The sequence below is a fragment of the Veillonella seminalis genome (genome assembly GCF_003992065.1).
GTDB lineage: Bacteria > Bacillota > Negativicutes > Veillonellales > Veillonellaceae > Veillonella_A > Veillonella_A seminalis.
The window spans coordinates 48,257-63,202 of record NZ_RQUZ01000009.1 but is presented as its reverse complement, the minus strand read 5'-3'; the positions used below and the strand labels follow the sequence as shown (position 1 = coordinate 63,202).

Sequence of the window (14,946 nt, the reverse complement as noted above, 5' to 3'; positions counted from 1 at the left end):
AAACACGATAGCGCTTTACGAATTTATATACCAAGGTGCCGACATGGAAAATATCGGGGACGGAGAGAATTTGTTTTGAATTATTTGTCTGAATAACGTAAAATAGTACTAAGTATTGGGTTGTACCGTATTCGTATCAGGCCCGGGATTAAGGAGAGTCTCGGGTTCGCGTAATTGGAGGACAACATGAATAAAAATAGCTTTCCTACAGCTTTGACTATTGCCGGCACGGATCCGTCCGGCGGCGCCGGTATTATGGCTGATTTGAAGTCGTTTCAGGCCCGTCAGGTGTATGGCATGGCGGCTGTTACCAGTGTAGTGGCACAGAATACAAAAGGTGTTCGTCTCATTCAAAATGTGGATTTAGAGATGCTCGAAGCACAGTTGGCCTGTGTTTTTGAAGATATTCCGCCATTGGCTCTCAAAACAGGCATGATTCCTAATGTAGAAATGATGCGTATTATCCGTAAATATGTGGACGGTTTGGTACCGTATGTCATGGATCCTGTTATGGTAGCTACCAGTGGTGATCATCTTATTGATGCACAGGCCCGTGATCAATTTAAAGCCGAATTAATGCCCGTAGCAACGTTAGTGACTCCAAATTTATCGGAAGCCGAATACTTGGTAGGTTTTTCAATCGAAAGCGAAACCGATGTAGAAAAAGCGGCTCAATTTGTTTTGAATGAAATGGGCCCTAAGGCCGTTATTATAAAAGGCGGTCATTTTGGTGAAACGGCGAAAGATTATCTATATATTAAGGGTAAAAAACTCGTTACCTTTGAAAGTCCGCGTTATGATACGCCGAATACTCATGGCACAGGTTGCACCTTCTCAGCTGTAATTACGGCAGAACTCGCTAAGGGGAAATCTTTGGTAGAAGCAGTTGGTATCGGCAAGGATTTTATCACTAAAGCCATTAAAGAGAATCCGGGACTCGGCAAGGGTCATGGACCGGTAAATCACATGGTCATCGTGTAAGATAAAGCTGATTTTAAGATTGAATAAAAAATAGGAACGAAGAATTATGTCTTATATAAAATTATTGCGAGAACAAAATCCGCTCGTAATTTGTTTAACCAATGATGTGGTTAAAAATTTTACCGCTAACGGCTTATTGGCTGTGGGTGCATCGCCGGCCATGAGTTCTTGCATTGAAGATTTAGAAGATTTATTGCCTTACGCCAAAGCTTTATTGGTGAATATTGGGACGGTAAATCCTGAATTGGCAACTTTTTATAAAAAAGCGGTTGCCTTAGCAAATAAGTTAAACGTACCTGTTGTTTTAGATCCGGTAGCATGCAGTGCCGGTGCTTTTCGCAAAAAAATCGCTATGGATTTGTTAGAAGAGCATCAGATTACATTGCTGCGTGGTAATGCCGCTGAAATAGCCGCTTTAGTTAATGACAAACGTAACGAATTAAAATCCGGTAATTCATCACAGGTACAGGAAGTTGTGAGTAAAGGCGTAGACAGCGAAGGCGTTTCAAATCCGGGACAGTTAGCAGAGCAGGCAGCTAAACTGTTTGGCATGACAAGTATAGTTACAGGACCGGTAGATGGTATTTCTAATGGAGTTAAAACCGTAGAAGTAGCACATGGCTCGGCTATGATGCCGCTCGTTGTCGGTACAGGCTGTTTATTGGGGGCTTTTTTGGGCAGTTTTATCGGTATTGAACCGGGCAGTGAAAGTAGCAAGGAAGACTTTGTATTTCATTCTGCTTTACATGGCCTTACGGCCTATTCGTTGGCCGGTGAAATGGCTGAAGCCGAATGTAAACGATTGTATAATAAAGTTGAACCGGGGAGTTTTCAGATTGAATTCTTAAACGCTTTATATCGTATTCAGGATTCAGATGTGGAGGCATAAATTAATGGTAAATAGTTTTAAACGTGAACAATTAAAAGTTTACTTTATTTGCGGTACTCAGGATTTTAAAACGTCTGATAATTCTCTTGAAGCTGCCTTAAATTGCATAGAAACAGCATTAAAAGCCGGCATTACTATGTTCCAATTTCGTGAAAAAGGAACCGGTTCTTTGAATGGTGCGGCTAAAGTTGACTTCGCCAAAAAAGCACAAGCTTTATGCAAAGCGTATAAGGTACCGTTTATCATGAACGATGATATGGATTTGGCAGAAGAATTAGAGGTAGACGGTGTTCACATTGGTCAGGATGATGATCCGATTGAAGAAGTACGTTGTCGTTTTCCAAATAAAATTATCGGTTTATCCATTCATTCGCCGGAAGAGTTTGCTGCTTCACGGGTTGATTTAGCCGATTATATCGGTGTGGGGCCTGTTTACGGCACTCAATCCAAGGATGATGCTAAAGCGCCTATAGGACTTGAAGGTATTGCTACATTGCGTAAAACCGCCGGTTCGATGCCTATAGTAGCTATTGGCGGTATTACCGTGGATAATGCGGTCGCTATAGTTCAACATGGTGCTGACGGCGTATCTATTATTACGGCGATTACCCATGCGGATGATATAGAAGATGCGGTAAAACAATTACAAGAAAATTAGTTTTCAAAATTGTTAGAGAATAGTTGTACTGTAAGCATTGTTTAATAATTGGGCCGTGAGACGATTATATGATTTTTACCATGAAAAAATATCATAATTCGATAGATTCAAATTTATCGATTGATGAAGTATAATATAAATGTAAAGTGAAATACTATTATGTATTAAAAATCTAAAGAAAGTATGTCGATGTAATTCGTCTATACGAAAGGAAAATTATTATGAAATGTAAACATGCAACTCGTCCGGTTCCAACTGATCCACATGAAAAAGCTCGCTATGATCGCGCTATGAAACACATTGAATATGCCAGAGAACAGGGTATGTCCAGTGAAGAAATCCATACATTATTTAAACAAATTATGGATTTTGATTACAAGGATATCGATAAAGTACCAAACGATGAAGCACATAAAAAATTCCGTCAGGCTTTGGTGCATGCTAATAAAGCACGTGAAGAAGGTAAATCTGATGAAGAAGTTCATGCAGTATTTAACCGTATCATGAACGGTGAAACTGCCGGTAACTGCAAACATCGTAAGGAACAAGCTTAATTGTCCTAATAGTAAGATATTATAAGAAGCCTATAAATTATTTTTTGATATATTGTAGTACATATTGAAGAAATGAAAGAGCGATGTTTAATTTCATCGCTCTTTTTTAGTATCAAAATTGCATAGATTTTGATAAAAACATATATAATATTTACATGATTTTATCAGATTTGACACATTTTTTAATATGTAAAAATTGTTGATTATTTAGATGTTAACTGGCATATATCATATTAATAAGGGTTTTATTTATGTGTTACATGAATCGTTCATTTATGTCATACTGTTGAGTAAGATGTGTATGAGGAGTTTGCTAGTATGGATGAACAAAAAAACAGTTTATTTAAGTGTATTGGCGCCAAGGTGACTTATTACCGTACTCTGCGGGGCTTGACGCAACGCGAACTGGCCGAAAAAATCGGCATTAGTCCCAGCACTTTAAATAAAGTGGAACGTGGTGCCTATAATCAGAATGTATCAATTGCTATGTTATTGAATATTGCTGAAGGTTTAGATGTAGACGTAACATATTTTCTGACTATAACCGAAGCGGATAAGAAAGTATTGTTCTAACAGTACTATTTTGTGATAATATAATGCTTAAGACAAGGCAGTAATGTCTATCCGGTATTAAGCTTGTGATAGCTTATAGTTTCCCATATTCAGTTATTTGCAGTATGGAAAGTAGGTACTTTATGGCAGATGTTATTGATTTTGAAAAAGCATTACAACGCAAGAAACAGAAGATCAAACAGTCATTAACTGATACGACGGACTTGTTAGACAGATCGTTTACAGATGATGAATTAGTTGATGTTGCGCAATTCGACAAGAATATTGAGAAAGTTTTTAATAAGATTGAAGATGTGGCAGCTAATGTTACACCATTTACAGAGTCTCGTGTAGAGGCGTGTTTAGACGAGCTTTTTTTCGAGCTGTTTGCAGGCATTGAAGAACGTGATTTTGATAATTCGGAAGCAACGGATAAATTACTTACTAAGTTAGATGATATTGTGAAAAATAAATAAGAAAATTTACAGCAGGTTAAACCGGTATTAGTTTTGGCCTGCTTTTTTTATTGGGACATCCCTATGTCCGGTTGTCTTGCTATTATATTAGTGACTTAAGAATTAGTTTATGTTTACTAATTAATTTTTGCCGGGAGGGTGTTACTATGGAAAAACATGATATTGTCTTTGTACTGTTGGCCAATGCAATGCATAAAGTTGATGGCGATAAAAGCCAAACATGGTTTGTAGCCAACCAATTTATTAAAACTTTTAACTCTGGAGAGGTTGCCAAGGATTATTTGATCAATACACACATTGCTTCACTTAAAAACGGCAAAGTAGATATTGGTGAAGTCAGTGAATCAAGCGCTGAAGATAAAGGCGCTTTTTTCAAAATGTATCCGATTGGTAATGAAAGTGATTATGCAATGTTTATTACGGTAAAAGGGGAATCAAGTAAGTCTGTAATTGGCTTTACTGTAAAAGAAGAAGTCATTTAGTTGTATGAAAAAAGAATATAGGGAAATAAGCGTTTAGTTTGGACTAAGAGTTTAGTTTAGATTAAGGTTTAGTTCATACTAAGGTTAAATTTAGATTAAGAGCCTCAACAATCGTATAGATTTATGTCTGTATATTGTCGGGGCTCTTTTTTATAAAAACATTTATTTGGCAAGTAGCTGCTAATTTAGTCAATATAAAGTGGATACGTTATGCTGAATATTTAATTAAAGATTAACTAAAGTTGCCTATTTATGTACACCATAAAAATCAAAATTATGGCATACTAAACATAAGAAAAAGATGAATGACCTCTTTGGTAGGACAACCCTATGTCGGTCTCATTTGATATGGTATTAGTGACAAAATATATTGTTGGTTTTGCACACTACATACTTTTGGGGAGGTTTATCTTATGTCATATACATTGAAACAACTATTGAAACTCATCAGCGCTAAGGTCGCTTTTTATCGGACGCTGCGCGGTTTAAAACAACAGGAATTGGCAGACAGAGTCAATATGAGCCGCAGTACTATCAATAAAGTAGAACGCGGCAGCTATAACGATAATCTTTCGATAGATATGCTTATAACGTTGGCAAATGGATTGAATATCAATGTGCGTATGCTACTGGAAATCTCTGACGATGAAGAGCAATTACTCCGAGAAATGGATCTATGGGAAGAACAATTCGATAAGTTTAGAAAATCACCTATTTGACAATCTTTTTACAAAGTTGAATAAAAAAATTAAAGGAAGTAAGCTCTATGTGCTAAAATCCGTTGTTGGCATTGTTGTCAAATTTATGATGCTATTAATTGTTTTCACCAAGATTGGCCTCTATCTATTGATTCATTATATTTGGTAATAATTCACTATTACTATTGTTGAAATAGAACAGAAAAGAGTTAACTATTCTCTTAGCTTAGTCAATGCTGATTTACTTGACGCTTATAGGTTAATGCGTTAAGATATACGTAAGACGAGCCGTCATAGTGTTTCGTAGCGCTAGGCTCATCTCCAGTGAAATTTGCAAATTGAGAAATGGCCTAGTCGTTACAAATTGATTAGGTCATTTTTCATTTAAGAATTAAGACCACTAGAGTAGCAAAAGCTATCATTAGAGATAACGTTTCGAATACATTCATGATCTCACCTCCTTAATGGAGATGACCCAGTCACACTATAACGGCTCTTGATTATTAGTATACTCTTTTATATAGTAAATTTAAATATAATAGCGAAAATATGTTCTTGAGGAAATGTTGAAAGAAGTTGTTTATAAAAAGCCGACGATGAAAATCCATCGCCGGCTTTTGTTATATGGTAATCTGTATTATTATATTGAGTATTCAAGCCTTATGATCATTTGTGTTTTACGACCACAACACATCTCCGTCAAATAAACTCTCACCAATCCTCAGTGAATCGGTATACTGCCACATGTGAGTCGATGGAAGATCGCAAGTTCTATTATACTGAGCACACCATTTAGGACAGGCCAGCTGCGCACCGTCGATATGATTGGTCCACCAATCCAGATTGGCATATACGCCGGCATAAGCGTAACCGGCTTGCCACGCAGTATTGATAAAGGCACTGCAACGATTGGTAATTTGCTGCGTATTCCAATAAGGGGCTTCTTCCACATCATACCAAAGGCCCATGGCAAGTTTGGCCGGTATGATACCGCAATCGGTTAATATATGGGTGGCAAAAGCAGCTTCTGCTTGAGCATCATGGCAATTATTAGCATATGAATAATAATATACACCGATACTCAAACCGGCGTTTATAGCACCGTTTACATTTTCGTAGAAACGGCTGTCCAGGTGACCGCGGCCATAGCCCAGCCGTATGATAGCGAATTCGATTCCTGCATCACGAACTTCTCGCCAATCGATGATTCCGTTATGTTCACTCACATCAACTCCATAGTGTCTAATCATTATATTTCCTCAATTCTTCGTTAAAGAATACTGTTAGTGCTGCTAAGGCTCTATTCTTATGTTGCTGCATGGCTTGTCGGCTGATGCCGTACTGTTTAGCAAGCCGAGCCAGAGGAATATCGTTAATATAATAATCACTGAGTAGCTTTTGCTGAGCCGGCATGAGTCTTTTGAATGCATGAGCGACGGCTTTTTTATTAACATTGGCTAGGGCGATTGATTCGGCGGAGTCTGAGGGGGCCAAAATCTCCTCAAAGGTCATGGCACCATCTTCGCCGTCGGTAGGCGTGTTCATAATAAACGTTTCCCGTTGCCATTGTTTACGCAGTTTTTTAAAAGCATTGTATTGACCGTATTTGATGCGGCTTTTGACAAAACCGGAGAAGGGAATATCGCCGTTTAAATCATATTCTTTAACGGCACGTATAAACAGTTCCCAAAGCATACTTTCCATATCAGTCGATTCGCATTGTATGGCACTGACATGTGCGTATTTATGTATTAATCCTTCATATTGTTTGCATAATTGATTAAGTGACGCTTTATCTCCGGTTTGAGCTAATTGAACTATAGCATTAGTCGACAAATCAGAATAGGGCGTTTGAAAAAGCATGTAAAAACCTCTTTTCGTTTTTGTTATTTAGTTACAATCAAATTTAAAATGATGTATACATCAGGGATGATTTGAAATGAATTCAAATAAAACGTAATTGCAATTACGGGTATCAGTATAGAAGGTTTGTACTTTTCAAGCAAATTCACTGAAAATTGAAAAAAGTTTGCCACCTCAAATCTTGATTTATTACTTGTAAAAGTATAGAGTTGAGTTTGTCGGTAATATGTCAATTTGTTTCATAATTATTGAATTTTATATTTAATTTGCGATTGATTTAGTAGTGTATTAAATTAACATACTGTTTGTCATCTTCATGATTGTATTTATATTTTCATAACAGTCGTAGTAGTGCGTAGTATTATCTACTAAGTAATTTAAATAACTTGTTTGAAAGCTATTTGGGTGGTTAATAATTACAGCCATATTTGTATGTAAAGAAGGAAATATAGAGACGAGAACAATAAATCCGGGTGAAACGTAAAGAAAAGCTTTAATAAGTTGACCGGGGGAACTTATTTTTTACGGGGAGTGTTGAATGTATGTCCGAAAATGACAGGAAAAATTTAATAAATCGCGCATATTATATCGATGCCGGTAAAGATTTTATAATTCCGCAATATATAAATTTTTTCCTCTGTGCTTTGGAAGAGTTATTAGAGGAAACATTAGTCGATATAAACTGTATGCCGTCAGTTATGAAGCCCTTTAACGAAGGTTATATGTTATTGGTAGAGTATTTGAAGTTACATATTTTTTCACGACGTCATGCAAGTAAAATAGTAGAAAAATTTAACGAAGGCTATATGAAGGTCATGGATCCTGAGCTACCATGGGATAAAATGAGATTCACAAGGTTTGCTGATGAGGCACATATGCTTATGACTAAAATCTGTCATTTAGTGCACTATGAGCAACGTTATGCCTGCGCTCATCAGATGCAATCGTCAATGTTGACGGAATACTCGATAGAAGACTTGATTACTTATACGCGTTTACACGTAAATGAAGTAACTTGTAAATCGAAGGAGAGGCCAGAATTTAATAGCGGTTATATTTATATTAAGGGCTGCAACCGACTGATTTGCGATATCAATAAAAACCTTGTTACTCTATGTCACGAGCAGGCAACGCACGGGCTTCGTACTTTATTGTTACGTGGGATTGATTTATATACGATTGTTAAACGATTGGAGAATTTAACTGAGTTTATTAAAACAACCAAAAAGATTTCACGTCCTTATATTTGTCGTGAGGTAAAAGAAGTCCATCACTTATTTCAAGCATTTGAAACAGATTTTTTAACTATTTTCTCAATGAATGAGCAATCAGCTGAGACAGTTCCATCGGGGTGCAGTGCGTATTCAAAATCTATGGCAACAACGCTTAAAAGTTTAGCGGTTAATCTGGTGTCATTACGTTGGGGATTATATTTTTTAACACTCACTTACGGCAGCGGTCATATTAACCAATCCGGTGAAATCGAAGTGCGTGAAATTCGGATTGGGAAGGTCGATAATTCAATCAGTTCCACCTCTTGCACTATTAGTTAAATGATAGTATAATCAACTATAGAAAAGATGCTCGATTTGATACTAATTACTTTTAGGTGAGTCATCTTAAATAATTATATATAGATAGTCTTTGAGGCAAGGTGCGGAATATATGTATTCCAATTCCTGACCGGCGGTCATAGTCCGCAAGCTCTGAAATGGGTTGACTCGGTGGGATTCCGAGACCGACAGTATAGTCTGGATGGGAAAAGACACGCTATACGTTTGCGTTTTAGTTAAGCTGTTGACATTCAAATTGCAATAGTTAATCCTTTGTGATGAATGTTTTACTGATGACAGTCAGTATTAAGACCAGCATTAAAACAATAAAACTTAAGCCTATAACGTAAATAACTCAGGGACTATAGATACTATAGTTCCTTTTTTGTTAGGAGTTGAGTTCATAATATGAGAGATGAACAATATACGGGGAAGCCGAATACGGCTGAATATGAAACTGATAAACAATATATGATGCGTGCATTGACATTGGCTAAACGAGCAACGGGTTTTACACATCCCAATCCAATGGTTGGTGCCGTTGTTGTGAAAAACGGTGAAATCATCGGTGAAGGGTATCATCAAAAAGCCGGCGAAGCTCACGCAGAGGTACATGCTTTGAAGGCTGCCGGTGAAAATGCTAAAGGTGCCACTTTATATGTAACGTTAGAACCTTGTGCTCATTACGGTAAAACACCGCCCTGTGCTAAACATGTCATCGAAGCCGGTATTAAACGCGTTGTAGTCGGTTTAATCGATCCGAATCTGCTTGTTGCGGGCAAGGGCATTCAAATGATTCGCGAAGCCGGTATTGAAGTGACTACCGGTATTTTGGAATCGGAATGCGCCAAGCTTGTGGAAGGCTTTTTAACCTTTATAAAAACAGGTAAACCATTTGTTACGTTGAAGTCGGCTATGTCGCTGGATGGTAAGATTGCTACACGGACAGGCCATTCGCAGTGGATAACAAATGAGACGGCACGCATGGACGGACATAAGCTGAGAGCCCTTCATGATGCAATTTTAACCGGCATCGGCACGGTGCTTAGTGACAATCCGAGTCTTAATTGTCGTTGGCAATCGGATGACACCAATGAGCATGTAGTTCATCAGCCCGACGTAATTGTTCTTGATAGTATGGGCCGTACACCAACGAATGCGAATATATTTAAACAAGCGAATCGTAAAGTATATGTTTTCGTAAGTTCTGCCTGTGAAACTTCACGCATAAAAGCGTTGGAAGATGTGGGTGCACAAGTTGTGATTTTGTCTGACACGACGGATACGACTGATAATATTGAAACAGCCGATGCTTTAGCGACAAAACAATCCGGATCAGCGAAAGTTCAACTACCGATTGATGCGATTTTAACGAAATTGGCCGAATTAGGTTTTACATCGGTCCTAGTAGAGGGCGGCAGCCAAGTTATTGCTTCTTTTGTGGAAGCAAAAGCTTTTGACAAAATCGTAACCTACATCGGCAATACGATTATTGGAGGGCAGGCAGCTCTTGGTGCCATCAGAGGTACCGGCATCGATCAATTGGCCGATGGTGTTGATTTAACTTTTGAATCAGTAGAAATTTTAGATAATAATATAAGAATCGAAACCTATTTAACAGGAAGGAGCGGTGCCTATGTTCACGGGAATCATTGAAGAAGTAGGACATGTAGTCAGCGCTCAACATAATGCACAGTCCATGCGACTTACCATTGCCGGTGATGTGATTTTTAAAGATATGAATATCGGTGATTCTATTTCGGTTAACGGTGTTTGTCTTACCGTAACATCTTTTGTGGGCAAACAGTTCGTCGCCGATGTTATGCCGGAATCGGTGAATATGACGACGTTTTCCAAATTTAGTTCCGGCCAACCGGTTAATTTGGAGCGTGCTATGGCCGCGAACGGACGGTTCGGCGGTCACATGGTAGCCGGTCACGTAGATGGCCAAGGACGAATTCGTCAAATCCGCAAGCTCGATAATTCGGTCGTTTTCACGATTGAAACAACATCGGATGTTTTGGACTATATCATTTATAAAGGGTCGATTGCCGTTGACGGAGCCAGTTTGACGGTTTCTAAACGAGAGAGTACGTATTTTGAAATTTCCATTATTCCTCACACAATTGCCAACACAATTTTGGCTAATGCTACAGTGGGAACGGTGGTAAATCTGGAAACAGACATAGCCAGTCGTTACATTCGTCATTTTATGACGCTTGATAAAGCACCGGAATCAGCTACTGCGACAAATAATGAGGCTAAGCAGGAGTCAAAGAGTTTTTCAAAAGATTGGCTCATGAGCAAAGGCTTCATATAAAACACAGTGATAAATAATTAATAAGAAACAACATACAATAACAGTTATATTTTATAGATTCACAATTCATGTTTTAAGGAGATGCTATTATGGCAAAAACATTGAACACCATTGAAGAAGTTTTAGAGGACATTAAGGTTGGCAAACCGGTCATTATCGTGGACGATGAAAAACGCGAAAACGAAGGCGATCTCATGATTGCCGCTGAATTTGCGAGCATGGAAAACATCAATTTCATGGTTAAAGAAGCGCGCGGTATCGTTTGCACACCTATGAAAAAAGAAGATTTGGATGCCCTTGAAATCGGTCAGATGGTGACTAAAAATACAGATAACCATGAAACGGCTTTTACCGTAAGTGTTGACCATGTAGATACGACAACCGGTGTTTCGCCTTACGAACGTGCTTTGACGATTCGTGCATTGGTTGATGGTAAAGCTCGTCCGGAAGATTTCCGTCGTCCGGGCCATGTATTCCCATTACAGTATAAAGAAGGCGGCGTGTTGGTGCGCCAAGGCCATACGGAAGCATCCATTGATTTGTGTCGCTTAGCCGGTCTTAAAGAAGCGTCCGTTATTTGTGAAATTACTAAAGATGACGGTAACATGGCTCGTCTTGATGATTTATTGGCTTTTGCCGAAAAACACGATTTGAAGATTGCTTCCGTTGCTGAGCTTATTGAATACCGTAAATTGCATGAACCAATCATTACTTTGGCAGCAGAGTCCAACTTACCGACCGAATTCGGTGATTTCAAAATCTTCGTTTTCAAAAATTACTTGGATCATAAAGAACATTTGGCAATTGTTAAAGGTGATGTAAGCGGTTTTGAAAATGTATTGGTACGTGTTCACTCTGAATGTTTAACCGGCGATGTGTTCGGATCCAAACGTTGTGATTGCGGGGAACAGCTTCACCATGCGTTACGTACGATTGAAAAAGAAGGTCGCGGTGTGGTTGTCTATATGCGTCAGGAAGGGCGTGGTATCGGTCTTACCAATAAAATCAAAGCCTACGCTTTACAGGAAAAAGGCCTTGATACGGTAGAAGCCAATGTTGAATTAGGCTTCCCCCCTGACATGCGCGAATATTCCTTAGCGGCTCAAATTATTCGTTTCTTAGGTATTAAGAGTGTAAGCCTTATTACCAACAATCCGATTAAGAAAACAAGCTTGGAACATTGGGGCATTACCGTGAATAAACGTGTTCCTGTTATCGTAAAAGCCAATAACATTAACGCCGGTTATTTACAGACTAAAAAGGAAAAAATGGGCCATTTGTTATAATTGATATGATTTAAATTGAAGCGTACGATTTAAAAGTAGATGATTTTTCAAATTATAAATAAAAATTAAAATCTATCAGAATCTATAGGAGGATATTATGATGGTTACAGAAGGTAAATTGTTAGGCACAGGTAAACGCTTTGCTATTATCGGTTCTCGTTTTAACGAATTTATTACATCTAAATTAATCGGTGGTGCCATGGATGCTTTATTGCGTCATGACGTAGCGGAAGAAAACATCAATACAATTTGGGTACCGGGCGCATTTGAAATTCCGATTGTTGCCAAAAAAGCAGCACTCAGCGGTAAATATGATGCTGTTATCTGTGTAGGTGCTGTAATTCGCGGATCCACTACACATTATGATTATGTATGTAGCGAAGTTTCCAAAGGTATCGCTCATATCAGTCTTGAAACCGGTGTACCGGTAATGTTCGGTGTGCTTACCACCGAAAATATTGAGCAGGCTATTGAACGTGCCGGCACGAAAGCAGGTAACAAAGGTTTCGATTGTGCTATGGGCGCTATTGAAATGGTTAACTTATTGGAACAAATTTAAGGTTTTACTATTAAATGCTTACCCGCGGAGCGTAACTCAATGGGTAAGCATTTCACTTCAATTAGAGAAATTGTTAACAGTAAATGAAAGGAAAATATATATGGATTTTATTCGTCGTTATACGACTAAAGAAGGTGTTCGTTTAGCGTTTGCCGTAACGACTGACACCGTAGAAGAAGCCAGAGTGCGTCATGATTTGAGCCCGGTAGCTACAGCTGCTTTGGGCCGTACTATGACAGGTGCTCTTTTGATGGCCGGTGATTTTAAAAACGAAGAAAATGTAAGTCTTCGTTTGAACGGTAAAGGTCCGTTAGGTGTTGTTCACGTTGATGCCTTCAGTGATAACACGGTTCGTGGTTATGTTGATAACCCTCATGTAGAAGTACCGTTAAAATATGCCGGTAAACTCGATGTGGGCGCTGCTGTAGGTAATGACGGTGAAGTGCAGGTAACTCGTTTCACCAAACTTCGTCAGGACTACACGTCCCAAAGCCCTATGCAAACAGGTGAAGTAGCGGAAGATTTGGCTTATTATTTATACACTTCGGAACAGATTCCGGCCACAATTAGTCTCGGCGTGTTGGTAAATACGGATCAAACGACGTTGGCTGCTGGCGGTTTTCTTGTGCAGGCTTTACCGGATGCAACTGATGAAGCGTTAGCTCAAGTTGAAGCCAATATCAATGAATTAGGACCGATTTCCGCTTATTTGGAAGCACATCCCGACGGTAAAGGTTTGGTTGAAAAAGTTCTTGCCGGCTTAACGTTTGAACAAGTTTATGAAGGAGATGTAGCCTTTAAATGTACTTGCAGCCGTGAACGCTTTGAACAGATTTTGGCAACTTTACAACCGGCCGATAAAGAAGAACTTCTTGAAGATGAAACAACTGAACTTGTTTGTCATTATTGCAACGAAAAATATCAGTTCAGCCGCGATGAATTGAAACAGATTTTTGACGAAGCCTCCCGTAATGACGGGGTAGCTCATTAATCGGCTAAAGGTCTGCCGGATAAATCGGATAAACAGATTAAATCACACCTTAGATTATGATTTACGTTAATCAGATTTTTTGATAAAGACGATTCAGTCCGCAAAAACAAATGATTAACGCAATCAGTTAGATTGTGGTACAATAGAATAGACGAGCCTTAGGGCAGTAACTAAGGTATGGAATCTCCGGGGCTCAGGCTCCGGAGATTATTTTTTGGTAAAGAAAGATAAGACGAGGTGACTATAATGGGTGTAATCGCAGTTATTGGCGGTACCGGTGTGTACGATCCATCTATGTTTGAACATATTGAGGAAAAGACTATGGCAACACCGTATGGTGAAATTGCTTATACGAAGGGCAGTTATAAGGGGAAACAACTTATATTCTTGGCTCGTCACGGCAAAGGCCATTCTATTCCGCCTCATTTGATTAATTATCGTGCCAATATTTGGGGCTTAAAGAAATTGGGCGTTACCATGATTGTGTCCACTACGGCAGTGGGCTCTTTAAATACCGATTATGCACCGGGCCATTTTGTTTTGGTTGATCAATTCCTTGATTTTACAAAATCTCGTGTATCTACTTTCTTTGACGGTAACGGCAAAAAAGTTGTTCATTTAGGCGTAGGTAATCCGTATTCACCAGCTCTTCGCAAGGTTATTATGGAAGCCGCCGAAGAGCTTAACATTGACGCACATAACGGCGGTACTTATGTATGTACGGAAGGCCCTCGTTTTGAAACACCGGCTGAAATTAAAATGTTTAAAATGATGGGTGCCGACACGGTTGGTATGACCAATGTACCGGAAGTCGTTTTGGCCGGTGAAGCCGAAATCGCTTATGCTACTATTTCAATGGTTACTAATTTTGCGGCCGGTATTTCACCAACTGAACTTACGCATCAGGAAGTACTTGATATTATGGCGGAAATGTCCGATAAATTTAAAGCTTTAATTTTACGAACTATTGAAAAATTAGATCCCAATCAAGATTTGCCTTGTCATCATCGTTTGGCTGAATATGGCGGTTTTAAGGCCGCTTTGGGTAAAGAGGGCGAATTACTATGAGTTTAGAAGCAGCAGT

At 38.8% G+C, this 14,946-nt stretch carries 18 protein-coding genes and 1 riboswitch; of the genes, 15 read left to right on the top strand and 3 right to left on the bottom strand.

Features of this window, described 5'->3' with window-relative positions; genetic code table 11:
- The first annotated feature begins 186 nt into the window (after positions 1-186).
- The 8 genes from thiD (at position 187) to EO126_RS07180 (ending at position 5,311) form a co-directional block, all read left to right on the top strand.
- Positions 187-981, top strand: a complete 795-nt coding sequence (gene thiD / locus EO126_RS07215) for a bifunctional hydroxymethylpyrimidine kinase/phosphomethylpyrimidine kinase (protein WP_006556705.1) — start codon at positions 187-189, stop codon at positions 979-981.
- A gap of 46 nt (positions 982-1,027) precedes the next feature.
- Complete coding sequence (thiM, locus tag EO126_RS07210) at positions 1,028-1,870, top strand: hydroxyethylthiazole kinase (RefSeq protein ID WP_006556706.1); 843 nt, start codon at positions 1,028-1,030, stop codon at positions 1,868-1,870.
- 4 nt (positions 1,871-1,874) lie between these two features.
- Positions 1,875-2,528, top strand: coding sequence for a thiamine phosphate synthase (gene thiE / locus EO126_RS07205; protein ID WP_127008194.1), 654 nt, complete (start codon positions 1,875-1,877; stop codon positions 2,526-2,528).
- Positions 2,529-2,749: 221 nt separating this feature from the next.
- Positions 2,750-3,082 carry a hypothetical protein gene (locus EO126_RS07200; protein WP_006556708.1) on the top strand — a complete coding sequence of 111 codons (333 nt, stop codon included), beginning with the start codon at positions 2,750-2,752 and terminating at the stop codon, positions 3,080-3,082.
- A 318-nt stretch (positions 3,083-3,400) separates the two neighbouring features.
- A complete protein-coding gene (locus EO126_RS07195; protein WP_006556709.1) occupies positions 3,401-3,655 on the top strand; it encodes a helix-turn-helix domain-containing protein in 255 nt (84 codons plus the stop codon).
- Positions 3,656-3,777: 122 nt separating this feature from the next.
- The gene (locus EO126_RS07190; protein ID WP_006556710.1) at positions 3,778-4,110 is read left to right on the top strand and encodes a hypothetical protein; all 333 of its coding nucleotides are present in this window, start codon (positions 3,778-3,780) and stop codon (positions 4,108-4,110) included.
- A gap of 146 nt (positions 4,111-4,256) precedes the next feature.
- Positions 4,257-4,592, top strand: coding sequence for a hypothetical protein (locus tag EO126_RS07185; protein ID WP_006556711.1), 336 nt, complete (start codon positions 4,257-4,259; stop codon positions 4,590-4,592).
- Between the two features lie 413 nt (positions 4,593-5,005).
- Positions 5,006-5,311: a helix-turn-helix domain-containing protein gene (locus tag EO126_RS07180; protein ID WP_127008192.1), complete on the top strand. Its 306-nt coding sequence runs from the start codon at positions 5,006-5,008 to the stop codon at positions 5,309-5,311.
- Positions 5,312-5,670: 359 nt separating this feature from the next.
- On the opposite strand, the gene EO126_RS11210 is transcribed toward EO126_RS07180, so the two are convergent.
- From EO126_RS11210 to EO126_RS07170, 3 genes are all read right to left on the bottom strand, one after another.
- Entirely contained in the window at positions 5,671-5,739 is a 69-nt protein-coding gene (locus EO126_RS11210; RefSeq protein WP_225723647.1) for a putative holin-like toxin, read from the bottom strand.
- A gap of 228 nt (positions 5,740-5,967) precedes the next feature.
- Positions 5,968-6,540, bottom strand: a complete 573-nt coding sequence (locus EO126_RS07175) for a GH25 family lysozyme (RefSeq protein ID WP_127008190.1) — start codon at positions 6,538-6,540, stop codon at positions 5,968-5,970.
- On the bottom strand, positions 6,533-7,153 hold the full coding sequence (locus tag EO126_RS07170; protein WP_006556714.1) for a sigma-70 family RNA polymerase sigma factor: 621 nt from the start codon (positions 7,151-7,153) through the stop codon (positions 6,533-6,535). The genes EO126_RS07175 and EO126_RS07170 overlap by 8 nt, the downstream gene beginning before the upstream one ends.
- A gap of 542 nt (positions 7,154-7,695) precedes the next feature.
- Here EO126_RS07170 and EO126_RS07165 point away from each other — a divergent pair.
- From EO126_RS07165 to mtnP, 7 genes are all read left to right on the top strand, one after another.
- A complete protein-coding gene (locus EO126_RS07165) occupies positions 7,696-8,706 on the top strand; it encodes a hypothetical protein (protein WP_127008188.1) in 1,011 nt (336 codons plus the stop codon).
- Between the two features lie 83 nt (positions 8,707-8,789).
- A riboswitch (FMN riboswitch) is annotated at positions 8,790-8,924 on the top strand.
- 190 nt (positions 8,925-9,114) lie between these two features.
- Entirely contained in the window at positions 9,115-10,362 is a 1,248-nt protein-coding gene (gene ribD / locus EO126_RS07160) for a bifunctional diaminohydroxyphosphoribosylaminopyrimidine deaminase/5-amino-6-(5-phosphoribosylamino)uracil reductase RibD (RefSeq protein ID WP_127008186.1), read from the top strand.
- On the top strand, positions 10,343-11,026 hold the full coding sequence (locus tag EO126_RS07155) for a riboflavin synthase (protein WP_127008184.1): 684 nt from the start codon (positions 10,343-10,345) through the stop codon (positions 11,024-11,026). Before ribD ends, EO126_RS07155 begins: the two co-directional genes overlap by 20 nt.
- 89 nt (positions 11,027-11,115) lie before the next feature.
- Positions 11,116-12,312: a bifunctional 3,4-dihydroxy-2-butanone-4-phosphate synthase/GTP cyclohydrolase II gene (locus EO126_RS07150; protein ID WP_127008182.1), complete on the top strand. Its 1,197-nt coding sequence runs from the start codon at positions 11,116-11,118 to the stop codon at positions 12,310-12,312.
- A 97-nt stretch (positions 12,313-12,409) separates the two neighbouring features.
- On the top strand, positions 12,410-12,871 hold the full coding sequence (gene ribH, locus EO126_RS07145) for a 6,7-dimethyl-8-ribityllumazine synthase (protein ID WP_006556719.1): 462 nt from the start codon (positions 12,410-12,412) through the stop codon (positions 12,869-12,871).
- Between the two features lie 100 nt (positions 12,872-12,971).
- A complete protein-coding gene (hslO, locus tag EO126_RS07140; protein ID WP_127008180.1) occupies positions 12,972-13,862 on the top strand; it encodes an Hsp33 family molecular chaperone HslO in 891 nt (296 codons plus the stop codon).
- Between the two features lie 246 nt (positions 13,863-14,108).
- Complete coding sequence (mtnP, locus tag EO126_RS07135) at positions 14,109-14,930, top strand: S-methyl-5'-thioadenosine phosphorylase (RefSeq protein ID WP_127008178.1); 822 nt, start codon at positions 14,109-14,111, stop codon at positions 14,928-14,930.
- Positions 14,931-14,946 lie beyond the last annotated feature (16 nt).

Bases quoted from the DNA above. Each gene is read 5' to 3' on its own strand.
- EO126_RS07165 (WP_127008188.1), top strand. From the start codon at position 7,696: ATGTCCGAAAATGACAGGAAAAATTTAATAAATCGCGCATATTATATC.
- EO126_RS07200 (WP_006556708.1), top strand. From the start codon at position 2,750: ATGAAATGTAAACATGCAACTCGTCCGGTTCCAACTGATCCACATGAA.
- EO126_RS07155 (WP_127008184.1), top strand. From the start codon at position 10,343: ATGTTCACGGGAATCATTGAAGAAGTAGGACATGTAGTCAGCGCTCAA.
- thiE (WP_127008194.1), top strand. From the start codon at position 1,875: ATGGTAAATAGTTTTAAACGTGAACAATTAAAAGTTTACTTTATTTGC.
- EO126_RS07195 (WP_006556709.1), top strand. From the start codon at position 3,401: ATGGATGAACAAAAAAACAGTTTATTTAAGTGTATTGGCGCCAAGGTG.
- EO126_RS07190 (WP_006556710.1), top strand. From the start codon at position 3,778: ATGGCAGATGTTATTGATTTTGAAAAAGCATTACAACGCAAGAAACAG.
- EO126_RS07175 (WP_127008190.1), bottom strand. From the start codon at position 6,540: ATGATTAGACACTATGGAGTTGATGTGAGTGAACATAACGGAATCATC.
- hslO (WP_127008180.1), top strand. From the start codon at position 12,972: ATGGATTTTATTCGTCGTTATACGACTAAAGAAGGTGTTCGTTTAGCG.
- ribD (WP_127008186.1), top strand. From the start codon at position 9,115: ATGAGAGATGAACAATATACGGGGAAGCCGAATACGGCTGAATATGAA.
- EO126_RS07170 (WP_006556714.1), bottom strand. From the start codon at position 7,153: ATGCTTTTTCAAACGCCCTATTCTGATTTGTCGACTAATGCTATAGTT.
- thiD (WP_006556705.1), top strand. From the start codon at position 187: ATGAATAAAAATAGCTTTCCTACAGCTTTGACTATTGCCGGCACGGAT.
- thiM (WP_006556706.1), top strand. From the start codon at position 1,028: ATGTCTTATATAAAATTATTGCGAGAACAAAATCCGCTCGTAATTTGT.
- ribH (WP_006556719.1), top strand. From the start codon at position 12,410: ATGATGGTTACAGAAGGTAAATTGTTAGGCACAGGTAAACGCTTTGCT.
- mtnP (WP_127008178.1), top strand. From the start codon at position 14,109: ATGGGTGTAATCGCAGTTATTGGCGGTACCGGTGTGTACGATCCATCT.
- EO126_RS07185 (WP_006556711.1), top strand. From the start codon at position 4,257: ATGGAAAAACATGATATTGTCTTTGTACTGTTGGCCAATGCAATGCAT.
- EO126_RS07180 (WP_127008192.1), top strand. From the start codon at position 5,006: ATGTCATATACATTGAAACAACTATTGAAACTCATCAGCGCTAAGGTC.
- EO126_RS07150 (WP_127008182.1), top strand. From the start codon at position 11,116: ATGGCAAAAACATTGAACACCATTGAAGAAGTTTTAGAGGACATTAAG.